14 protein-coding genes are annotated in these 22,589 nt (G+C 66.8%); 2 read left to right on the top strand and 12 right to left on the bottom strand.

Going from position 1 to position 22,589, the window contains the following annotated elements; all coding sequences use genetic code 11:
• Window positions 1-498: 498 nt before the first annotated feature.
• Window positions 499-732 carry a hypothetical protein gene (locus A5791_RS27060; protein ID WP_231995814.1) on the bottom strand — a complete coding sequence of 78 codons (234 nt, stop codon included), beginning with the start codon at window positions 730-732 and terminating at the stop codon, window positions 499-501.
• On the opposite strand from A5791_RS27060, the gene A5791_RS05970 reads away from it, so the two are divergent.
• Both A5791_RS05970 and A5791_RS05965 read left to right on the top strand, forming a co-directional pair.
• Window positions 725-1,081, top strand: coding sequence for a hypothetical protein (locus A5791_RS05970; protein WP_231995813.1), 357 nt, complete (start codon window positions 725-727; stop codon window positions 1,079-1,081). The genes A5791_RS27060 and A5791_RS05970 overlap by 8 nt on opposite strands.
• 38 nt (window positions 1,082-1,119) lie before the next feature.
• Window positions 1,120-2,910, top strand: coding sequence for an acyl-CoA dehydrogenase family protein (locus tag A5791_RS05965; protein ID WP_067232678.1), 1,791 nt, complete (start codon window positions 1,120-1,122; stop codon window positions 2,908-2,910).
• 40 nt (window positions 2,911-2,950) lie between these two features.
• Here the strand turns inward: A5791_RS05965 and A5791_RS05960 are convergent, their stop codons facing one another.
• From A5791_RS05960 to glf, 11 genes are all read right to left on the bottom strand, one after another.
• Window positions 2,951-4,531 carry an acyl-CoA carboxylase subunit beta gene (locus A5791_RS05960; protein ID WP_067232675.1) on the bottom strand — a complete coding sequence of 527 codons (1,581 nt, stop codon included), beginning with the start codon at window positions 4,529-4,531 and terminating at the stop codon, window positions 2,951-2,953.
• A gap of 3 nt (window positions 4,532-4,534) precedes the next feature.
• The gene (pks13, locus tag A5791_RS05955; protein WP_067232672.1) at window positions 4,535-9,958 is read right to left on the bottom strand and encodes a polyketide synthase Pks13; all 5,424 of its coding nucleotides are present in this window, start codon (window positions 9,956-9,958) and stop codon (window positions 4,535-4,537) included.
• Window positions 9,959-9,977: 19 nt separating this feature from the next.
• On the bottom strand, window positions 9,978-11,867 hold the full coding sequence (gene fadD32, locus A5791_RS05950) for a long-chain-fatty-acid--AMP ligase FadD32 (protein WP_067232669.1): 1,890 nt from the start codon (window positions 11,865-11,867) through the stop codon (window positions 9,978-9,980).
• A gap of 380 nt (window positions 11,868-12,247) precedes the next feature.
• Complete coding sequence (locus tag A5791_RS05945) at window positions 12,248-13,270, bottom strand: cutinase family protein (RefSeq protein WP_067232665.1); 1,023 nt, start codon at window positions 13,268-13,270, stop codon at window positions 12,248-12,250.
• Between the two features lie 164 nt (window positions 13,271-13,434).
• Entirely contained in the window at window positions 13,435-14,349 is a 915-nt protein-coding gene (locus A5791_RS05940; protein WP_067232828.1) for an esterase family protein, read from the bottom strand.
• Window positions 14,350-14,533: 184 nt separating this feature from the next.
• Window positions 14,534-15,586, bottom strand: coding sequence for a diacylglycerol acyltransferase/mycolyltransferase Ag85A (ag85A, locus tag A5791_RS05935; RefSeq protein ID WP_067232661.1), 1,053 nt, complete (start codon window positions 15,584-15,586; stop codon window positions 14,534-14,536).
• Between the two features lie 375 nt (window positions 15,587-15,961).
• On the bottom strand, window positions 15,962-17,950 hold the full coding sequence (gene aftB, locus A5791_RS05930; protein WP_156661032.1) for a terminal beta-(1->2)-arabinofuranosyltransferase: 1,989 nt from the start codon (window positions 17,948-17,950) through the stop codon (window positions 15,962-15,964).
• 25 nt (window positions 17,951-17,975) lie between these two features.
• Window positions 17,976-18,896: a decaprenyl-phosphate phosphoribosyltransferase gene (locus tag A5791_RS05925; RefSeq protein ID WP_067232654.1), complete on the bottom strand. Its 921-nt coding sequence runs from the start codon at window positions 18,894-18,896 to the stop codon at window positions 17,976-17,978.
• Window positions 18,893-19,414 (bottom strand): phosphatase PAP2 family protein, encoded by a 522-nt coding sequence (locus tag A5791_RS05920; protein WP_067232650.1) that lies wholly within the window; start codon window positions 19,412-19,414, stop codon window positions 18,893-18,895. Before A5791_RS05920 ends, A5791_RS05925 begins: the two co-directional genes overlap by 4 nt.
• On the bottom strand, window positions 19,407-21,311 hold the full coding sequence (locus A5791_RS05915) for a glycosyltransferase (RefSeq protein WP_067232646.1): 1,905 nt from the start codon (window positions 21,309-21,311) through the stop codon (window positions 19,407-19,409). Before A5791_RS05915 ends, A5791_RS05920 begins: the two co-directional genes overlap by 8 nt.
• Window positions 21,308-22,561: a UDP-galactopyranose mutase gene (gene glf / locus A5791_RS05910; RefSeq protein WP_067232642.1), complete on the bottom strand. Its 1,254-nt coding sequence runs from the start codon at window positions 22,559-22,561 to the stop codon at window positions 21,308-21,310. Before glf ends, A5791_RS05915 begins: the two co-directional genes overlap by 4 nt.
• Window positions 22,562-22,589: the final 28 nt, after the last annotated feature.

The raw sequence follows: 22,589 nt of genomic DNA, 5'->3' as shown, positions 1-22,589 counted from the left end.
ACCCCCTCCGGTGATGGGAGTGACCGATGTGACCCATGGTGTATCGAGCCAGTGCGGCGGCACTGAATCCCATTTCGAAACAACCTGGTTTCCGAACGATGAGTGCGTCAGCACCGGATGACCGGATCATTTTGGTTGGCTAGGGCATCTTCGAAGGGGCCGGCGGTCGCTTTCCCGGTCAACCCGTCCTCCGCAACGACTCCGACTACTTGCAGAACCCGAGCGAGGTCGACGACCGCCAACGACGGCTCGCGGGAAATCGACTATTTCGACACCAGGCCGTTGTCGCCAAGACACGACATTTGTACGTCGCCCGGCGATCGGTACGTCGAGGGCTAACGACGAACCCACTGGCAATCCCCTTGCGCCCCAAGGTATTTAGCGATTCGCCAGCAGGACACGCGCTCGCTAATTATGCCGATCGCGGCAGTATCCGCAGTTGAATTTCTTCAGCTAACTAAAGAAATTGAATTCAAAGAATTTCGGTAGTGCCGGGTTTTAAGTTTCACGAATTCGGTCAATACTTGGCTTTGGGTTTGCGGGATCTAAAACGAGCAAAATGGTGGGGCAAATGCGCACATGTACAATAATCACGAAATCCGCCGCGGCAATCACGCTGGTCACCTCCTCAGCAATCGCGACCGGCAGCGCTATAGCCTCGGCTGACCAGGGCGGCACAATTGTTGCGCTGGATTCGACTCTTCGAAATTGCGACTTCAGCGCCGTGAGCACCCCGCCCCTTGGCTTCGAGCCGGCTTTGGCCACCGGTTCGGTCCGCATTCACAAGAGTGGGTCAACAGCGGTCGCCGAGGTTTATCTGTCGGATTCGCCGGAGCCGGGAACCCATTTCGACGTCGGACTGATCCAGGAACCCCGGCCGACGTCGGCGGGGTGTGGCCCCGGGGCCCCGGGTACCGCCTTTGCGGGCCTGGACACCGATGGGGCCGGCGTCGGACGGACGACCGTTCAAGACACCCTCCGGCCGGGCACGACGGGCGTGTGGGTGATCGTCGAACGACCCAGTCCGCATTCTCAAGATCCGGGTGAGTACTACACCTCCGAGTTTGTGGTGCCCACCTAAAGGCTTGTAACACCACGCTTTTGTAATACCGTCGCGGTGTGAGCGACTACGACCTGGAGGCCGTGGACCGGCTGCCCTTCTCGACCCCGGAAAAGGCGCAGCGGTACCAGACGGACAACTATCGCGGAGCCGTCGGCCTCAATTGGTATCTGACCGATCCCAGCCTGCAGTTCCTGATGGCGTACTACCTGCGGCCCGACGAGTTGGCGTTCGCAGAGCCACATTTGACGCGCATCGGCGAGTTGATGGGTGGTCCGGTGGCGCGGTGGGCGGAGGAAACCGATCGAAACCCGCCGCGGCTCGAGCGTTACGACCGGTGGGGCCACGACGTCAGCCGGGTGGTCATGCCCGCGTCGTTCACGGCATCGAAACGGGCCGTCCTGGACGTCCAGCGGACATTGCGTGCTGAAGCGCGCAGCGCGGGACTGAGTTCGTCGCTGCCTATGTTCGCGTCCAATTACCTGCTGAACCAGGCCGACATCGGGATGGGATGCGCGCTGGGCACCGGCGGCGGCATGGTGCAGTCGCTGGTGGCCGCCTACGCGCCCGCCGACGTACGCGACCACGTGCTGGCCAAGTTCGACTCCGGCGAATGGGCCGGCGAGACCGCGCAACTGCTGACCGAGCGGACAGGGGGTTCCGACCTGGGGGCGCTGGAGACGACGGCAAGGCGCGTCAGCGGCGAAAAGGGAGAAGCGTGGCTTTTGAACGGCTTTAAGTGGTTCGCGTCCAATTGCGCCGGCGAGGCGTTCGTCGTGCTGGCCAAACCCGAGGGCGCCCCGGACTCGACCCGTGGTGTCGCCAACTTCCTGGTGCTGCGCACGCGCCGCGACGGTTCCCGCAACGGGGTGCGGGTGCGCCGACTGAAGGACAAGCTCGGCACCCGGTCGGTGGCCTCCGGCGAGGTCGAGTTCGTCGACGCCGAGGCGTTTCTGTTGTCGGATCAGCCTTCTGGCGAGTCGGGTCCGGCCGATGGCAAGGGACTTGGCCGCATGATGGAGCTGACGAACGCCGCGCGGCTCGGCATCGCGCTGTTCGGGCTGGCCAATGCGCGCCGGGCCCTGGTCGAATCGCTGTGCTACGCCCGGCAGCGGCGGGCGTTCGGCGGACCGCTTATCGACAAGCCCCTCATGCGCTGCAAGCTCGCCGAGCTGATCGTCGACGTCGAGGCCGCGCAGGCGCTGGTGTTCGACGGCATCGGGGCAAGCAACCACCGCCAGCCCCGAAGCCTGCGACAGCGCATCGCGGTGCCCGTCACCAAGCTCAAGGTCTGCCGGCTCGGGATCACCGCGGCCTCGGACGCGATCGAGATCCACGGCGGCAACGGCTACATCGAAACGTGGCCGGTGGCAAGGCTTTTGCGCGACGCGCAGGTGAACACCATCTGGGAGGGACCGGACAATATCCTGTGCCTCGACGTGCGGCGCGGCATCGAGCAGACCCAAGCGCACGAGACGCTATTGGCGCGGATGCGCGACGCCGTTTCGGTCTCCGATGATGACGAGACCACAGCATTGGTCGCCTCGCGTATCGAGGACCTCGAATCGGCGACGACGGCCTGGTCCAAGCTCGACCGGCCGGTGGCCGAGGCGCGGCTGTTCCCGCTGGCGGTGTTCATGGGCGACGTGTACGCCGCCGCGCTGCTCACCGAACAGGCGGCGTGGGAGCGGAACACCCGCGGCGCCGACCGGAAGGGGCTCGTCGCGCGGCTGTACGCGCAGCGGTATCTGGCCGATCGCGGGCCGCTGCGCGGCATCGACGCCGAGTCCGACGAGGCGCTGGAACGTTTCGACGAGTTGGTCGACGGCGCGTTCACGCCTCAAGTGTGAGTTGGCCACGCCCAAGCGGCGTGGGTGCTCGGCGAGCGAATTAAAGCGGGAGCAGGCTGTGCTTGCGCGCGACGCGGAACCACAGCTGCTTGTCCCGCAACAGGTGCATCGACTTGCGGATCAGCAGCCGGGTCTGGTGCGGGTCGATGACCGCGTCGATGAAGCCGCGTTCGGCGGCGGTCCACGGGATCGCCATGTTGAGGTTGTAGCCCTCGATAAAGTCCTTCTTGATCTGCTGCGCCTCCGGCGTCGTCGGGTCCGGGAACCGCTTCATCAGCAGCTGCGCGGCCCCCTCGGCGCCGATCACCGCGATGCGCGCCGTGGGCCAGGCGAAATTGAAGTCGGCGGTCAGCTGCCGCGACCCCATCACCGCGTAGGCGCCGCCGTAGGACTTGCGGATCGTGATCGTCACCTTCGGTACGTCGGCCTCGACGACCGCGGACAGGAACCGCCCGCCGCGCTTGATGATCCCGTTCTTCTCCTGCTCGGCCCCCGGCAAGAATCCCGGTGTATCCACCACGAACACGAGCGGAAGCTCGAACTGGTCGCAGAACCGGATGAATCGCGCCGCCTTGTCGGAGGCCTCGTTGTCGATCGACCCGGACAGATGCATGGGCTGGTTGGCGATCACGCCCACCGGACGCCCGTCGACCCGGGCGAACCCGGTGATGATGGCCGGTCCGCCCTGCGCGGCCACATCCAGGAAGTCGCCGTCATCGAAGATCCGCAGCAGGATCTCGTGCATGTCGTAGGCCATGTTGTCCGAGTCCGGCACGATCGAGTCGAGCTCCATGTCGGTCGGAGTGATCTCCGGCTCCAGCCCCGGGTTGACGACTGGCGGCTTGTCGAAGCAGTTGGACGGCAGAAACGACAGGAAATCGCGCACGTACTGGAACGCCTCGGCCTCGGAATCCACCACCTGGTGGATGTTGCCGTAGCGGGCCTGGGCGTCGGCGCCGCCCAGCTCGTCGAGGCTGACCTCCTCACCGGTGACTTCCTGGATCACGTCGGGCCCGGTGACGAAGAAGTAGCCCTGGTCGCGCACCGCGACAAGCAGGTCGTCCTGGATCGGCGAATACACCGCTCCCCCAGCGCATTTGCCGAAAATCAGAGAGATCTGCGGCACGACGCCGGACAGCGCCTCGTGACGGCGACCCAGCTCGGCGTACCAAGCCAGCGAGGTGACCGCGTCCTGAATCCGGGCCCCACCCGAGTCCTGGATGCCGACGATCGGGCAGCCGACCATCGCGCACCACTCCATGAGCCGCGCCACCTTGCGGCCGAACATCTCACCGACGGTGCCCTGGAACACCGTCTGGTCGTGGGAGAAGACCCCGACCGGCCGGCCGTCGATGAACGCGTGGCCCGTGACGCAGCCGTCACCGTAGAGCGCGTTCGGATCCCCGGGCGTCTTGCACAGCGCACCGGTTTCCAGGAAAGTGCCCGGATCGACCAGGGCGTGGATGCGGGCGCGGGCGCTCGGGATGCCCTTCTTCTCGCGCTTGGCGGCAGCCTTTTCACCACCGGGCTCTTTGGCCAGCTCCAGCCGGGCTCGCAGCTCGGCCAGCTTCTCGGCTGTGGAGTGGACGACGATAGCTGGTGCTGGGGCTAGATCCGTCACTACCTACCTCACCTGTTCTGACTCGGCCGCCTGCCGCTCGATGTCGCCGAGCGCACGACTCATGTGTGCGCCCACCTTGGCGATGATCGGCTCGTCGATGGCCTGAATGTGCTCGCCACCGATCGGCACGACCTCGAGGTCGGAGACGTACTCGCCCCAGCCGCCGTCCGGCTGGCGAACGGCGTACCGCGGCTCGAACATGATCGCGTCGTCATGGTAGCGATCGGCCATGTAGAGGGTGACATGACCGTCGTACGGTTGGATCTCGGCGGTGTCGATCGCCCGGTTGTCCAGGTACGACGTGCGCTGATGCTCGACGATCCCGGCCGGAATCTGCACGCCGCTTTCGCGGACGGCGTCGAGGACGAACCGGATCTGGCCCTCGTCGTCCAGCTGCTCGAGTTGCTCGTACGGGATCTCCGGAATGGTGACGTTGAACGTCTTCTCGGCGAACCGGGCATAGCGGTCCCAGCGCTTGCGGATCTCCTCCTTGGTCTGCGGAATCTCTTCGCCCGCGCGCACCGCGTCGATCAGCCCGACCCACCGGACGTCCTTGCCGAGCCGCTTGAGCCCGATCGCGCACGCGTAGGCCAGCACACCGCCCAGCGACCAGCCGGCCAGAATGTAGGGCCCGTCGCCCTGCATTTCGATCAGCTTCGGAACGTAGGCCGCCGCACGCTCTTCGATCGAGCCTTCCACCCGCTCCAAGCCGTACATCGGCGTATCCGGCGGCAGCCGGTTGAGCAGCGGCTCGTAGACCACCGTCGACCCGCCCGCCGGATGGAACACGAACACCGGCACTTTCGAGCTGCCGTCTGGCCGGGCCCGCAGCGTACGGACGAAGCCGTCGATCTGGCCGGCCTCGAGGTACCCGCGCACCTTGTCGGCCAGCTCCTCGATGTTCGACGAGCTCAGCACGTCCTCGGCGGTGATCGGTCCTTCGGCGCGCTCCGACAGTCGCTGCGCCATCTTGGCGGCGCTGTCCTGGTCCAGCTGGGGCAGCGTGTTGAAGATGCCGCCGGGTGACTTGCCGGTGACGATCGCCCAGGTGGCGAAGGTGACCCGCTCGGCGGCGTCGCGCGGCGGCACGTCGGAGTTGAGCGCCGCGGCGACGGCCTGCTGGTTCAGCGCCTCCGCGGCGGCCGCCAGGTTCGGCTGTGCGCCATTCCCCCGAGCACCGCCATTCCCCTCAGCACCGGAAGTGCCCGACGGGCCAGACGGGTCGGTCGGCGGGGGCGGGATGACGCCTTCCGTCGGCGGCGGTGACTGCTCCGCCGGCGCAGCCGGTTCCGCAGGCTGGGTCTGAGGCTCGGCCTGCGGATCGGGCGCGGGCGCCAGCACCGTCGAAGGCGTTGCGCCACTGAGCAATTCCGCCTGAGCCCGGGCGATCTCCTCGGCGGTCTGACTGCGCTGGTACTCGTGCAGCTGCTCCACCTCGTCGCGGTGCTCGATCGCGTACTCGATCAGCTTCTCGACGTTGTAGAGGTTCGCGTCGCGCACCGCCTGCAACTGGATCGGTGGCAGGTCGAAGTCGTACTCGACACGGTTCTTGATGCGCACGGCCATCAGCGAGTCCAGGCCCAGCTCGATCAGCGGCACCTCCCACGGCAGGTCCTCGGGCTCGTACCCCATCGCCGCCGCGACGATGCTGCCCAGCCGATCGGCGATGGTCTCGCCGGAATCCGGCGACCACTTGACGAAGTCGCTGGGCATATAGCGGGCGGTCAAGCTGTCCGACAGCGTCTCGGCGTCTTCTTCGGCGCCCACCGGTTCGGCCGCCACCGGAGTAGCCGCGGGGGTCGCGGTGGCAGCGATTGCGGTGCCGGCGCCCACGGCCGTCGGCAACACCGCTTCGGAACCGGCGCGGGCCACCAGCGCGTCGTACACCAGCGTGAACGACTCGTCGATCCGCGCGTGCACCTGAACCGACGCGCCGCCGGGATGCCGCGTCATCGTGGTGACCAGCCGGGCGCCCTCGCCGGGCACCGCCCGCTGCTCGGCGGCCGTCAACTGCGAATCCGGAAGCACTTGTGCCGCAGCGGCTCTCACCAATCCAGCCAAGTCCGTCTTGCCCTCACGGGGCGCGTACTCCCAGACGTGCCGGCCGTCCGGCAGCGCGACATGGTTGCCCGGCATCACCACCGAGGCGTCGCCGGAAAAGTGCGCGGGCAGCCAGTGTTCCTTGCGCTTGAACCGGGTCGGCGGAATGTTGGCGAAATCCTCCGGCCCCAGCGGCCCGTCGGAGCGCCGCGGGAACAAAGTCCAGATATCCAGGTCGTGTCCGTACACGTACAGCTGGGCCATCGTCGAGGTGATCGACTCGACTTCGTCCTGCTTGCGGGCCAGCGTCGGGATCAGCTGGGCGTCAGGAAGACCGGCAGCAGCCGTCGTCAAACCCACCTGCATCAATGCCACCGGGTTGGGCGCGAGCTCCAGGAATGTGGTGTGCCCGCTGTCCACGGCGTTGCGGATGCCGTGGGTGAAGTAGACGGAATGCCGCAGACCCTTCTTCCAGTACTCGACGTCGTGGATCGGCTCGCTGCCCGGCTTGATGTAGCGGCCCTCGTGCACCGTCGAGAAGATCCCGGCCGTCGGGCTCATCGGCTTGATGCCCTGCAGCTCGGCCGTGAGCTCACCGAGCAGCGGATCCATCTGCGAGGTATGGCTGGCGCCCTTGGTCTGGAACTTGCGGGCGAACTTGCCCTCGGATTCCGCGCGGGCGATGATCGCGTCCACCTGCTCGGGCGGACCGCCGATGACGGTCTGGTTCGGTGCGGCGTAAACACACACCTCAAGATCCGGGAAGTCAGAGAACACCGTCTTGATCTCGTCGGCGGAGTACTCCACCAACGCCATCAACCGGATGTACTCGCCGAACAGCATCGCCTCGCCCTCGCCCATCAGATGCGAGCGTGAGCAGATCGCACGGGTGGCGTCGCGCAGCGAGAGCCCGCCGGCGAAGTAGGCCGATGCGGCCTCGCCCAATGACTGGCCGACCACCGCGGCCGGCTTGGCCCCGTGATGCTTGAGCAGCTCACCGAGCGCGATCTGGATCGCGAAGATGGTGACCTGGGTGGTCTCGATGCCGTAGTCCTGCGAGTCGTCCAGGATCAGCTCGAGCACCGAGTATCCCAGTTCGTCCTGGACGAGCGCGTCGACCTTCTCGATCCACTCGGCGAAGACCTCGTTGCGCAGATACAGGCTCTTGCCCATCTTGCGGTGCTGCGCGCCGAAGCCGGCGAGCACCCACACCGGGCCGTTGGTCACCGGACCGTCCGTGCTGAACACGTTCGGCGCCTGCTTGCCCGCGGCAACCGCACGCAGGCCCTTGATCGCCTCGTCGTGGTCGTGGGCCAGCACTACCGCGCGAGAGCGGCCGTGGTTGCGCCGCGACAACGACCGGCCGATCGACTCCAGCGACGATGCGCGGCCTTCGGGGCTCTCCATCCAGTCCGCCAGCTCGGCGGCGGCGGCCTTCTTGCGCGACGTCAGAAACGCCGACACGGCCAACGGAATCACGGGAGCCGTCGCCTCTTGCGCGGCAAGCTCTTCCAGTGCGGCTTCCTTGAGCCGCACTGCCTCTTCGGTCAGGCCCGGAAGTTCGGGTTCGGGCTCTTCGGCGTCCGGCGTGGCGGTGAGGATGTTGCCGAAGTCGTCGAACCGGAGCGCGTGGCCTTCCAGGCCGCCCGGCTGGGCGGCGGCTTCGGTCTGGACCGGCTGGGCCGGCTCGGCCTCGGGTTCCCGCTCGATCACGTCGCGCGGCAAGACTTCGCGAACCACCATGTGCGCGTTGGCCCCACCGAAGCCGAAGCTGGACACCCCGGCCAGGGCGTAACCCCCGTAGCGGGGCCAGTCGGTGGCCTGGTCGATGACCTTGAGGTGCATCGCGTCGAAGTCGATGTACGGGCTGGGCCCCGCGAAGTTGATGGACGGCGGCAGCTTGTCGTGCTGCAGGGCCAGCACCACCTTGGCGATGCTGGCCGCACCGGCGGCCGACTCCAGGTGGCCGACGTTGGTCTTGACCGCGCCCAACAGCACCGGTCGGTCGGCGGGACGCCCCTTGCCGACGACGCGGCCCAGCGCCTCGGCCTCGATCGGGTCACCGAGAATGGTCCCGGTGCCGTGCGCCTCGACATAGTCGACGGTGCGCGGGTCGATGCCGGCGTCCTTATAGGCGCGGCGCAACACCTCGGCCTGCGCATCCTGGTTGGGGGCGATCAGGCCGTTGGACCGGCCGTCGTGATTGACCGCGCTGCCCGCGATGACGGCCAGGATCTGGTCACCGTCGCGTCGCGCGTCGTCGACCCGCTTGAGTACCACCATGCCGCCGCCCTCGGAGCGGGTGTAGCCGTCGGCGTCCGACGAGAACGACTTGATCCGGCCGTCGGGAGCCAGCACCGCGCCGATCTCGTCGAACCCGAGCGTCACCATCGGGGTGATCAAGGCATTGACACCGCCCGCCACCACCACGTCGGCCTCGCCGTTGCGCAGTGCCTGCACGCCCTGGTGCATCGCCACCAGCGAACTCGAGCACGCGGTGTCGATGGTGACCGAAGGCCCGCGGAAGTCGTAGAAGTAGGACACCCGGTTGGCGATGATCGAGCTGCTGGTACCGGTGATCGCGTAGGGATGCGCGACGGTGGGGTCCGAGACGGCCAGGAAGCTGTAGTCGTTGGTGGAGCTGCCGACGTACACGCCGACGGGCTTACCGCGCAGGCTGGACGCCGGAATGCGGGCGTGCTCGAGCGCCTCCCAGGTCAGCTCCAGCGCCATCCGCTGCTGCGGGTCGATGTTGTCGGCTTCGGTCTTGGCCACCGCGAAGAACTCCGAGTCGAAGCCCTTGATGTCCTTCAGGTAGCCGCCGCGGGTGCGTGCGGTGGCGACGCGCGCGGCCAGCCGCGGCTCTTCGAGGAATTCCGACCACCGGCCCTCGGGCAGATCGGTGATCGCGTCGCGGCCCTCCATCAGGGCCTGCCAGGTCTCGTCTGGGCTGTTCATGTCGCCGGGGAACCGCGTGGACAGCCCGACGATGGCGATGTCGACGCGTTCGGCCGCGCCGGCCCGCGACCAGTCCATATTGTCGTCGAAGGCCGAGGTCTCCGTTTCCGGCTCGCCCTCGACGATCCGGGTCGCCAGCGCTTCGATGGTCGGATGCTGGAAAGCCACCGCAACCGACAGCGTGACGCCGGTCAGGTCCTCGATGTCGGCCGCCATCGCCACTGCGTCGCGCGACGACAGACCCAGCTCCACCATCGGCACCGACTCGTCGATCGAGTCCGGCGACTTCCCGACGGCCTTGCCCACCCAGTTGCGCAGCCACTGCCGCATCTCGGGGACCGTGATTTCGCTCTTCTTGGCGGGCGCGTTCCCCGCAGTCCCCTCCGAGGTGGGGTCCGTGTTGTCCGCAGAATCGGCTATCTCAGACATAAGTCCCTTTGGTGGTTGCTCAGGATCCGGTGGCGAAGACCGTCGGGGATGCGACGCCGCTGCGCAGGCTGCCGTCCATGTAGGCGGTCCGGCATGCGCGACGGCCGATCTTGCCGCTGGATGTCCGGGGAATGGTTCCGGCCTGCACCAGCAGCACATCCCGCACGGTCACGCCGTGCCCGACGGCGATGGCCGCCCGGACGTCGTCGGCGATGGGCTGGTAGTCGAGCTTGTGCGTGCCGGCCGCCCGCTCCGCGACGATCACCAACTGCTCGGAGGTGTCTTCGGGGTCGAACTTGAGGCCGGCGTGCGGGTCGTCGAACACGTTCTGGGGCAGCTGGTTGGCCGGCACCGAGAACGCGGCGACATAGCCGACGCGTAACGCCTTGTTCGATTCCTGCGCCGTGAACTCGAGGTCCTGCGGGTAGTGGTTGCGGCCGTCGATGATGACAAGGTCCTTGATCCGGCCCGCTATATAGAGGTGTCCCTTGAAGTAGGTGCCGTAGTCGCCGGTGCGGACCCACAGCCCGTCGTCAGCGGCGCCCTCGGCGTGCGACTCGCTGATCCGCGACTTCAGGATGTTGCGGAAGGTGTGGTTGGTCTCTTCTTCCTTGTTCCAGTAGCCGGTGCCCAGGTTCTTGCCGTGCAACCAGATCTCGCCGATCTGCCCGTCGGGCAGCTCGCTGGCGGACTCGGGGTCGACGATGACGGCCCACTCGTCGACACCGATCACGCCGGCGGAAACCTGCGCGACGGCATTCGGCGCATCCGCGGCCACCTCGACGAAGCGTTGGTTGTTCAGCTCGTCGCGGTCGACGTGGATGACCGTCGGCGGCTCGTCCATCGGGGTCGTCGACACGAACAGCGTCGCCTCCGCCAGCCCGTAGGACGGTTTGACCGCGGTCTCCGGCAGGCCGTAGGGCCGGAAGGCGTCGTAGAACTTGCGCATCGACGCCGGCGATACCGGCTCGCTGCCGTTCAGGATCCCCTTGACGTTGCTCAGGTCCAGTGGCGGCTCGTCGTCGCGCGGCAGCCCGCGGTTGGCGGCATGTTCGAACGCGAAGTTCGGCGCGGCCGAGAACGTACCGCCCGTCTCGCCGGGCTTGCGGGCGAGTTCGCGAATCCAGCGGCCGGGCCGGCGCACGAACGCGGCGGGGGTCATGAAGGTGAAGCTGTAACCGAACACCGGGGAAAGCAGCGCGGTGATCAGACCCATGTCGTGGAAGAACGGCAGCCAGCTCACCCCCCGGTCACCTTCGGTGCCCTCCAGCGCGTTCAGCACCTGCAGCACGTTGGTGGGCAAGTTCAAGTGGGTTATCTGCACACCGGTCGGGGTGCGGGTGGAGCCGGAGGTGTACTGCAGGTACGCGGTGGTGCCCTCGGTGGCTTCCGGCTCCTGCCAGGTGACGGCCACCTCGTCGGGCACCGCGTCGACGGCGATGACGCGCGGGCGTTCCTTGGCCGAACGGGCGCGGATGAATTTGCGGACGCCCTCCGCCGAGTCGGTGGTGGTCAAGATCGTCGACGGGGTGCAGTCGTCGAGCACCGCGTGCAACCGGCCGACGTGACCCGGCTCGGCCGGGTCGAACAGCGGCACCGCGATACGTCCGGAGTACAGCGCGCCGAAGAAGGCGACCAGATAGTCCAGGTTCTGCGGGCACAGGATGGCGATGCGGTCACCGGGCTGGGTGACCTGCTGCAGACGTGCTCCCACGGCACGGTTGCGGGCGCTGAAGTCCGACCACGAGATGTCCCGTTCGACACCCTCACGTTCGGTGGAGTAGTCCAGGAACCGGTACGCCAGCTTGCCGCCGCGAAGCTTGGCCCACCGCTCGACATGCTTGACCAGGTTCGTGTTGTCCGGGAACCTGATCTTCCCATTCACGATGAATGGGTTGTGGTACACCATGCGGCTCTCCTGTCACATACTCAATCAGGTCGGCTTCGCCGACGTATCCGTTCTGGTCGGCTTGGCCGACTGTGTCTTCCTAGGCCGGCTTGCGCCGCCATGGTCTTTCCTAGGCCGGCTCGCGCCGCCATGCCGGCTTCGCCGACGTTCTGCACGCGTGCCGACCCTCGCACCGCGCATGCGTGCGCGGAGCCGGGTCGGTGCCAGCTGCGACCCGATCGGGTCAACCACAATGCTCTGATCGCTCTTAGTTTTCTCTTAATGTTAAGGGGCGGCGCGCGGCATACCAAATCACAAGGTACCTCTGTTCGCGCCGACCATCGGCGCTCTAAAGCGTGTCGAACGACGCGGCTTCTCCATGCCCGAATGCTTCGGGCGGATCAACCATGTTTGGGGTGCGGCGCGTTCTCGATGAGTCCGTGCGCCCAGTTCAACGTCCAGTCGGTCGCCGGTGCGCCGTCCATGTTCCAGAACTGCGTGGTGGCATACATCGCATGGATCGGCTGAGCGCCGTTGCCGGCCAGCGTATTCAGTGTGTTCGGCAGGTTCGTGATGCTGAAGGCCTCGGCCGGGGCGGCGCAGATGAGATCGCCGGGGGCGCAGATCTCATTCGTCTTGTCGTTGAGCGAGCCGAAGCCATCCGGCCGCGCGCCGGTCATGGTCAGACCCAAGCCGGAAAGGATCGGTATCTCATGCAGGGTGATCTCCGCGCCCTCGCCCGGCGGGTTGGGTCCGATCTGCTTGCCCACATCCACCTGGCGGCGGCCGTCGGCGATCAACGTCACACCGAGGACCAGGTCGTCGTCGACGGGCCCGCGGCCGTTGCCGATGTCGCTGGCGATGTCGCCCGCGATGACCGCGCCCTGCGAGAAACCGATAATCACATAGCTGGTCAACGGGCACTTGGTGTTCATGTCCGTCATCGCGCGCAGCGTTGCCTGGGTGCCCTGCGCCCGGCTTTCGTTGTAGGACATCTGGTTGTCCGCGGACAGCGGATTGTGGAACTGCGCCGTATAGGGCGTGGTGAACGCCTGCACCCGGGCCGGGCCGAATTGTTGCGTTAGTGTCCCAATCACGTTGTGCAACAACGCGTTCGGGAATTGAATCGGGGCTAGCGGCGGATCCTGCAGCGACGACTCCCACGTGCCCGGGATGTTGATCAGCTGCACGTCGGGGCAGGACGCGTCCTGGTATGCGGGTCGCGGCTTGTGCGGGTGTGGAGTGGCAGTGGCGGACGGCGGCAGCCCCCCCGGCGGCACCGCGCTAGGCGGCGTTTTGGGGGTGCGCAGCATGAGCACGATCGCCACGATCACGACGATGACCACCGTCGCCATCCCGCAGGCAGCAACCCAAGCCAGGATCCGGTGCCGCTTGCGTCGTGCATTCTTGGCCCGCTTGGCCATACGGGGTCTCCTGCTGACAGTGTCGGTAGGTGGCAGCGACGCGGCCATCCCGACCTCTGCTGCACTTGCCTACACGGTACCGGCTCCCCACTGGGAGCCGGCCGCGGCAGAGAGCTAGCCCAGGCGGCCGTGTCAGCTCAGGCGCTGAGTCTGGCCCCGCTTGGTTACCGAATGGCGCCGGCGATGTCGCCGGACATGGCGCCCAGTTCCCCGCTCCACGATCCCCAGCCGTGGTCCCCGCCGGCCGGGAAGTCGAAGTGGCCGTTGTGCCCGCCGACGTTGCGATATTGCTGGTAGAACGTCAGGCTGCTGCCCAGCGCCTGGTCGGGAACGTCGATCATGGCGGCCTGGTCACTGGCCGTCTGAACCTTGGGCGCGAAGACCCAGACCCGGGTGTTGTTGGCGGCCAGCAACGACGCGTGGACCCATGGGTCATGCCACTTCCACCGGCCCAGCTGTGGCGCGCCCCACATGCCGTTGCCGTCGACGCCGCCGTACTTTTGCAGCCCGGCCAGGATGGCACCGTTCATGGTGGTCTCCGACGGGTACAGGAAGCCCGACATCGAGCCGGCGAAGCCGAACCGGTCGGGGTGGAAGGCGGCCAGCGCCATCGCGCCGTACCCGCCCTGAGCGGCACCGACGGCGCCGTGGCCACCGGGCGCCAGGCCCTTGTTGGCGGCCAGCCAGTCGGGCAGCTCCTGGGATAGGAAGGTCTCCCACTGCTTGCTGCCGTCCTGCTCCCAGTTGGTGTACATGCTGTAGGCGCCGCCGGCGGGTGCCACGACCGAGATGCCCTTGCCGGCCAGGGTGTTCATCGCGTTGCCCGCGGTGACCCAGTTGCTGACGTCCGGGCCGGCGTCGAAGGGATCCAGCAGATACACGGCGTGCGGCCCGCCGGCCAGGAAGGCCACCGGGATGTCACGGCCCATGGCGGCGGACGGCACCATCAAGGATTCGTAGCCTGCTGCCCTGGCCGTGCCGGTGGAACCAGCGGTAACCGCAACACCGCCGATCCCGATCGACAGCACGGCAACGCAGAGCAGCCGCAGAACCGTCGACAGACGCCTTATGCCCCTCATGTCCACCTCCATGGTCGATTGCTCTGTGAACCCTATCCAGGGCAACCCTATGAGCGGTAGGCCCGGTTATGAACTGCGCCACACTAACGACCACCGGAGACGCCAGACGGCGACGACTCCGAGGAGTCGCCGCCGTCAGCGGGTGTAGTCGAGGCCGGCGCGAAAACCGGTCCCGGATCAAGCCCTACGCGCCGTGCGTGGTGCCGCCGCCGGTACCACCGGCCGCGGTAGCGGCGGGCGCGCCGCCACCGGGGGTGGCACCGAGCACGCGCTGCAGGTCAGGCTTCATCGCGTTGAGCTGCTGGCCCCAGTACTCCCAGCTGTGAGTGCCGTTCGCATCGAAGTTGAACACCGCGTTGTGGCCACCAGCCCCGTTGTAGGCGTCCTGGAACTTGATGTTGCTGGTCCGCACGAAGCCTTCCAGGAACTTCGCGGGCAGGTTGTCGCCACCGAGCTCGGACGGCTTGCCGTTACCGCAGTAGATCCAGATGCGGGTGTTGTTGGCGACGAGCTTGCCCACCTGAAGCGACGGGTCGTTGCGCTGCCAGGCCGGGTCGTCCTTGGGACCCCACATGTCCGCGGCCTTGTAGCCGCCGGCGTCACCCATGGCCAGGCCGATCAGCGACGGGCCCATCGCCTGCGACGGGTCCAGCAGGGCCGACAACGAACCGGCGTAGATGAACTGGTCGGGGTGGTACGCCGCAAGAATAAGGGCCGACGAGCCGGCCATGGAGATGCCGACCGCCGCGCTACCGGTGGGCTTGACCTGCCGCTGGCTCTGCAGGTACTGCGGCAGCTCGCTGGTCAGGAAGGTCTCCCACTTGTAAGTGGTGCAGCCGGCTTTGCCGCAGGCGGGCTTGTACCAGTCGGAGTAGAAGCTGGACTGCCCACCGACCGGCATGACGACCGACAAGCCCGACTGGTAGTACCACTCGAATGCCGGGGTGTTGATGTCCCAGCCGTTGAAGTCGTCCTGCGCGCGCATACCGTCGAGCAGGTACAGCGCGGGCGAGTTGGCGCCACCGCTTTGGAACTGGACCTTGATCTCGCGGCCCATCGCGGCCGACGGCACCTGCAAATACTCCACTGGCAGGCCTGGACGGGAGAACGCCCCCGCAGTCGCGGTGTCCCCGACGGCGCCGATCAGACCCGACAGCAGGGCCGCACCGACGGCTCCCACCACGAGTCGGCGCGGCATGCCCGTCACGGCACCGCGGAACCTGTCAACAAGCTTCATTCGTTGCTTCCTTATCCTCGTAATCCCTCGTAGGCCGCATCCAAAGGGGTTTGGGCGCATCCTGAACTAGGTCGGACTGCAAGCGTCCACGCTGCAGTGCCCGGTGTAGTCAACCACAACTTCGGGTGCCGGCTCGCATCGAGCGGGCCGCGCAAACCCTCATCCTGCGTTCGTCCACAGCGGATTCCGGCTCAAAATCGGCGGCCGGAGCTGGCATTTCCGCATGTGCCTGAGCGTCGTCGCGTCCTGGTAAGCGCCCAGATGTGATTTTGCTGTCAATCTCTGCTCGGGCACCGGAAGCGGGGCGGCAGTCAGCCGGTGGATAAGCATGCAAAAAATTTGCCGGCGAAGGTCGCCACGCCGCGCGACACGCCGTCAGTCGTGCGGCGGCGGCGGTCCCGCGTCGGGCACTTCGAGGCCACATCTGACGAGTTCGTAGAGCGGGACACGGTCGATGCGATACATGGTGAATTCATAGGAGTGAACGAAATTCGACACGAACCGGTGCAGGGTCATCGGGGCACGCACCGAGCTCAGCACGGCCTTGGTCGCGGGGCATTGCAACGCCGCCACCGCCTCGGCGACCCATTGCTGATCGAGGTAGCCAGGAATCCCCGGATACACCTTCACCCACGGACCGTCTGCCACCACCCAGTCCGGGAAAAGGTTCTTGTCGTGCCCGATCCGGCCATGCTTGAGCCGGTCGGTGTGCTGCGCAAGGGGATTCGCCAATCCGATCTGGTCTATCACCCGCACGTCGAGCCCCACGTTCATGCCCAACATGCCGAGGTTGGTGAAAAACACTGCGTGCTGCGGCTTTTGGTTCGCTGGAATGTCCGGCGTGCTGCCGGGCGGGATCATCGGCACCAGGTCCCACTGGGTGTAGTTGCCCGACGGCAGCAGCAACGCCCCGTCCGGGGTGTTGTTGATCGCGGTCAGGACGGCAGCCATCCTCGGGTAGTTGAGGTAGTCGGCGGCGGTCAGCGGGTGCGCGTGGCCGGTGGCCTGGGCATAGAAGCGGCGCTCGTCGACGATCCCGGAGTAGGTTACGCGGGTGGCGTCGTCACCCATTCCCGATGAGTTGGCCGCCCACAGCGACCAGCCCGCGACACCGAGCCACAGCACGCCGGCCGCCGCGGCGGCCAGCCAATTACCGGTCTCGCTGGTGAAGTCTTTTTGGTCGGGAAGCGTTACCGGAATGACCGCTACCGGTGCCAGCAAACAGAATAACGGCGCCAGCAATACCCGCGCGTGCATGAAGTCGCCGCCTTGGCGGATCCAGTAGAGCGCCTGCAAGAGTCCGCTGACGAGGACGAAGGCCACCGCAGCCGGCGGGCTCTGCACGGCCCGGGCCAGCCTGCCGTAGTTCGGCGCCTCAAGGGGCCGCAGGAACGACGGCCGCCGCCGCGCCACCATCAGCAGCAGCCCGAGCGGCACCAGCAGCACAACCGGAGCCCAAAGTGCGTAGGGCGCATTGAAATTCGACAGATATGTCATGCCCTGCGACCATTTGTCGCCGGCGGCGTCCTTGGCCAGGGCGGTTCCGGGGACCAACAGGCCGTAGTAGCCCATCCGGAAGATCTGGTAGACGATCGGCAGAAAACCGCCCGCCACCACGATCAGCACCCGCCGCTGCCAGGTACGTGCCGCGATCAGCATCATGATCAGCGCCAGGCCGCCCATCAGGGCCAGCTCGGGCCGCACCAGCACGCTCAACCCCGCGACAAAGGCCAGTGCGGCCAGGAACCACGGGTTGCCCGGACGGTTGCGCAGCGGCTGCGACCAGCAGACCATCATCCACCACAGCAGACCCAGATAGGCCAGCACCAGTCCGCTCTCCAGGCCGGAGGTGGCGAAGTCACGCGCGGGCGGCAGCGCGATGTAGACCAACGCACCGGCGGGCAGCATGATCGCCCGGCGGCCCCGCAGGCTGGGCGCATACAAGCGCCCGGCACCCAGCATGAGCAGCGCAACCCCCAACAGCGAGAGAGCCAGGGCCAGCGCCAGCGCCACGTACTCCATCCGCATCGGGCCGCCGACCCAGCTGCCCACGTACATCAGATAGGTCCACAGCGTGGAGGTGTTGGCCTCTACCCGCTCGCCCTTGTTGAACACCGGACCGTTGCCGGCCAACAGATTTCGCACCGTGCGCAGCACGATCAGCCCGTCGTCGGCGATCCAGCGTCGTTGCCAGGCACCCCAGCCGAACAGCACAACGACCACCGCCACGCTGACCCACAGGCTGATCCGGACTACCCGGTGGTAGCGGAACACCGGCCGAACGGGCCGCCGGACCACCGGCCGGCGGCGCAGCACGGCGGGATTCAGGCCTTTCAGACCGTCGAGGCGTAGCGGCCCGGTTATGGCCTTCAGGCGGGCGGATACCGGGCTAGCCGAAGGCAACGGCGGCTCCCAGCGTTGCGATCCACGCCAAGAACAGGAACTGCAACACCCGGTCGCGAAGCGCGATGTCCTCGGGCTCCCCGGCCAGGCCACCGTCGACGTCCACCGCGTACCGCAGGATCGCGATAGTGAACGGGACCATCGTCACCGCGAACCACGACGACCCCGAGTAACGGTCGCGCTCGAACGCCCAGAGGCCGTAACACATCACCACCGCGGTGGCCGACAACGTCCAGACGAACCGAAGGTAGGTGCCGGTGTAGCTTTCCAGCGATTTCCGGATCGCGGCGCCGGTGCGTTCGGCAAGTTGCAGCTCGGCGTAACGCTTGCCGGCCCCCATGAACAGGGACGCGAACGCCGCGGTGAGCAAGAACCACTGGGACAGCGAGATGTTGGTGGCCGCACCGCCGGCGATGGCCCGGAGCAGGTATGCCGACGACAGGATGCAGATGTCGAGCACCGCCTGGTGCTTGAGCCCGAAGCAGTAGGCCAGCTGCATGGCGATGTAGATGGCCATCACCACCGCCAGGTTGGGCGTCAACCACCAGGACAGGCCCAGTGACACCGCGGCGAGCACGACGGCCAGGGTGTAGGCCAGCCATTCGGGCACGACGCCGGCGGCGATCGGGCGGAACCTCTTGGTGGGGTGTTCGCGGTCGGCCTCGACGTCGCGGACGTCGTTGATCAGGTAGATGGACGACGCTGCCAGGCTGAACACCACGAAGGCGACCGCCACCTGGGTGCCCAATTGGCCATAGTCGTAGCGGTGGCCGCGGCCGGCCGCAGCCACCGGCGCGGCCAGTACCAGCACATTCTTCACCCATTGCCGCGGGCGGATCGCTTTGATCACACCGGTGACCAGGTTGCCCGGAGGTCCGGTCACCACGTGTTCGTTCGTGTCACTCATGCCCTGCCCCTGTCGAGCCGGACGGCGGTGCCCGCCACCGCGACGCCCAAGGCGATACCGGCAGCCACGTCGCTGGGATAGTGCACCCCAGCCAATACCCGCGAGAGAGCCATCGGAGGCACCAGCACCGCCGGCAGGGGCAGTCCGGTGGCCCGGCCCATCAGGATTGCCGCGGCGGTGGTGGAGGTGGCATGGGCCGACGGGAAGCTCAGCTGGCTGGGTGTGCCGACATTCACCGCGACGGCCGGATGGTTCGGCCGTTTGCGCCGCACCACCCGCTTGATCAGCACCGCGGCCGCATGCGCGACGAACGCCCCGGCCCCGGCTACCAGCCACTCGCGGCGGTGCCTTGGTATCAGCGCCGCCCCGAGCAGCGAGACGACTACCCAGCCGATGCTGTGCTCGCCGAAATGCGACAACCCGCGCGCGGCGGTCAGCACGCCGGGCCGGTCGCCCAGCGCCGACTGGATGGCCACCATTGCGGCCACTTCGCCGCTCGGCGGCCCCGGTTCAGGCATTTCTCGGCTCGTGATTTGCTGCCGAGCCCGTCGGCAAGAGAGCCGTCTCCCACTTCTGTTTGCTGGATAGCACGGGCAATGCGTCCCGGTACACCCGGCGCATCTCGTCGAACCGCCGCGCCAGCCGGCGCTGACGGCGCAAGGACTGAAGCAGCAGCGAGAACATCTTGGATCGATCGCGCTGCCGGTACACCACGCCGCAGCCGTCGGCCGTCGTGACGGTGACACCGTCGACGGTGCACAGCCGGAACCAGCGGGCGTCCTGAGTCGGGACGTTGTACTCCGGGCGCTGATGGTGGGCCGGGTCGGCGGCCTTGATGTTGTGCAGCGTCCCGCGGGCCAGCCGGTAGCCGATCACCAGCGGATTCACCGGCGGCTTCATCGCCTTGGTCTTGTGCAACGGCGCGGGCAGCTCGCTGGCGGCCGGCAGCACGACCGCGTCCGGAAACTCCTTGCGGATGCGATGCACTTCCGGCAGCGCCGACTCCAGGATCGAAAAGATGTGCTCGGGGCCGGCGAGGAAGTCGTCGATGGCTTTGTTCTGGATGGCCACCGTCGAATATTCCAGGCAGGCAAGGTGTTTCAGGGTCGCTTTGAGGTGGCTGCGGATCAGGCCGCCGATGTCACCGTCCCAGTGCATGGCCGCGACCACCAGCCGGTTACGCAGATGGAAGTAGGCCTGCCAGTCGATGGCGTCGTCCTTATCGCTCCAGGCCATGTGCCAGATCGCCGCGCCCGGGAGCGTGACGGTGGGATAGCCGTGCTCGGCGGCCCGCAGCCCGTAGTCGGCGTCGTCCCATTTAATGAACAGCGGTAGCGGCTGTCCCAGCTCCTCGGCGACCTGCCGCGGGATCATGCACGTCCACCAGCCGTTGTAGTCGACGTCGATGCGGCGGTGCAGCAGCTTGCTTCGGATTTCCTTGTCGCTGAGCGCATATTCGGCGAAGTCGTGGTCATACTCGGCGTGCGGTGCGGCGGTCCACATGAAGTTCGCCCGGTCCACCACCTCGCCCATGATGTGCAGGTGCGAGGGCTCCTGCAGGTTGAGCATCTGGCCGCCCACCAGCATCGGGGACTTGGCGAAACGGTGCATGGCCAGCACCCGCAGGATCGAGTCCGGCTCGATGCGGATGTCGTCGTCCATGAACAGGATCTGCTGGCAATCGGTGTTTTTCAGCGCTTCGTACATGACCCGGCTGTAGCCGCCGGAGCCGCCGAGGTTGGGCTGGTTGTGAATGGAGAGCCGGTTGCCCAATCGGGCCGCTGCGGCGGGAAAGTCCGGGTGGTCGCGCACTTTGCGGGTGCCCTGATCGGGCACGATCACCGCGCCGATCACCTCGTCCACCAACGGGTCGGCGGTGAGTTCACCCAGCGCGTTGGCGCAGTCCGCGGGACGGTTGAAGGTCGGGATGCCGACGGCGACGTTCGCGGTCCCGGGAGCGGGGACGGTCGCGTACCAGCCGCCGCTGAGCAGCGTGACCGCGGTTTCGGTGGTGATGTCGAACCAGATCCAGCCACCGTCCTCGAACGGCTGCAGGCCTACCTCGATCTCCAGCACGGTTGGTTTCTCCGTGCCGTCGAATTGCCGCCCCTCGACGAAGATGCGGGCGCCCGTGGCCTTGGTCCGATAGACGTCGACGCGGCCGGCTCCGGTCAGTTCGACACGCAGCACGACCGACTTGCAGATCGTCCAGCGCCGCCAGTAGCTGGCCGGGAACGCGTTGAAATACGTCGCGAACGACACCTCGGACTCTTTGCCGATCTCGACCGAGGTGCGGCTGGTCGCGTGCGCGCGCCGGGAGTTGGTTGCCGATTCCTCCAGGTACAGCTTGCGCACGTCGAGGGGTTCACCTGGCCGCGGCAGGATGATCCGGGACAGCAGGCTCACCGCGGTCATGCGCGCCCCCCGTTGTCGTCCACCAACGGGGCGCCGTCGCGCAGGTGCGGCGCGAGGACGTTGTCGTACATATTCAGTGCGCTCGCAATGGCCATGTGCATATCCAGATATTGATAGGTGCCCAGCCGTCCGCCGAACAGTACCTTCGATGCTGCGGTCTCGGACTTAGCCCTCGCCCGGTAGGCGGCCAAAAGGGCTCGATCGGCCTCGGTATTGATCGGATAGTAGGGCTCGTCGTCGTCATCGGCGAACCGGGAATACTCCCGCATGATCACCGTCTTGTCGGTCGGGTAGTCGCGTTCGGCGTGGAAGTGCCGGAACTCGTGGATACGGGTGTAAGGCACGTCGAGGTCGTTGTAGTTCATCACCGGCGTGCCCTGGAAATCCCCGATCGGTAGCACCTCCACCTCGAAGTCCAGTGTGCGCCAGCCGAGTCGGCCTTCGACGTAGTCAAAGTACCGATCGAGGGGGCCGGTGTAGACCACCGGCGCGTCGGGGCTGTCGGCGCGCAGTTGTTCGCGGACGTCGAACCAGTCGGTGTCCAGCCTCACCTCGATGCGGTCGTCGGCGGCCATCCTGGTCAGCCAGGCCGTGTAGCCGTCGGCCGGCAGGCCCTCGTAGGTGTCGTTGAAGTACCGGTTGTCGAAGGTGTAGCGCACCGGCAACCGGGTGATGTTGGCTGCCGGAAGCTCTTTGGGGTCGGTCTGCCATTGCTTGGCGGTGTAGCCCTTGACGAACGCCTCGTAGAGCGGCCGGCCAATCAAAGAGATGGCCTTCTCTTCGAGGTTCTGCGCGTCGGCGGTGTCGATCTCGGCGGCCTGCTCGGCGATGAGCTGCCGCGCTTCCTGGGGCGTGAAGTACCGGCCGAAGAACTGCGACACCAGGCCCAGTCCCATCGGGAACTGGTAGGCCTGGCCGTTGTGCATGGCGAACACCCGGTGTTGGTAGTTGGTGAACTCGGTGAACTGCCGCACGTAGTCCCAGACCCTCTTATTAGAGGTGTGGAACAGGTGGGCACCGTACTTGTGCACCTCGATGCCGGTCTGCGGCTCCGCCTCGGAGTACGCGTTGCCACCGATGTGCGGGCGGCGCTCAACGACGAGCACGCGCTTCCCGAGTTGGGTAGCCGCGCGCTCGGCGACCGTCAAGCCGAAGAATCCGGAGCCGACGACGAAGAGGTCGAAACGAGCGGGGAGGTCGGAACGAGTGGGGACGTCGGAACGAGTGGGGAGGTCGGAACGCGCTGTCATCGGTTGCCTAGGTTATCTGACCTTGCTG

The organism is Mycobacterium sp. 852002-51163_SCH5372311, from assembly GCF_001667115.1.
Classification (GTDB): Bacteria; Actinomycetota; Actinomycetes; order Mycobacteriales; family Mycobacteriaceae; genus Mycobacterium.
This window is presented reverse-complemented; position numbering and strand designations above follow the sequence as displayed.

Excerpts from the sequence above, each read along its gene's own strand:
- A5791_RS05925 (WP_067232654.1), bottom strand. The coding sequence starts at position 18,896 with ATGAGTGACACGAACGAACACGTGGTGACCGGACCTCCGGGCAACCTG.
- A5791_RS05940 (WP_067232828.1), bottom strand. The coding sequence starts at position 14,349 with ATGAGGGGCATAAGGCGTCTGTCGACGGTTCTGCGGCTGCTCTGCGTT.
- glf (WP_067232642.1), bottom strand. The coding sequence starts at position 22,561 with ATGACAGCGCGTTCCGACCTCCCCACTCGTTCCGACGTCCCCACTCGT.
- A5791_RS05915 (WP_067232646.1), bottom strand. The coding sequence starts at position 21,311 with ATGACCGCGGTGAGCCTGCTGTCCCGGATCATCCTGCCGCGGCCAGGT.
- A5791_RS05945 (WP_067232665.1), bottom strand. The coding sequence starts at position 13,270 with ATGGCCAAGCGGGCCAAGAATGCACGACGCAAGCGGCACCGGATCCTG.
- ag85A (WP_067232661.1), bottom strand. The coding sequence starts at position 15,586 with ATGAAGCTTGTTGACAGGTTCCGCGGTGCCGTGACGGGCATGCCGCGC.
- A5791_RS05920 (WP_067232650.1), bottom strand. The coding sequence starts at position 19,414 with ATGCCTGAACCGGGGCCGCCGAGCGGCGAAGTGGCCGCAATGGTGGCC.
- fadD32 (WP_067232669.1), bottom strand. The coding sequence starts at position 11,867 with ATGGTGTACCACAACCCATTCATCGTGAATGGGAAGATCAGGTTCCCG.
- pks13 (WP_067232672.1), bottom strand. The coding sequence starts at position 9,958 with ATGTCTGAGATAGCCGATTCTGCGGACAACACGGACCCCACCTCGGAG.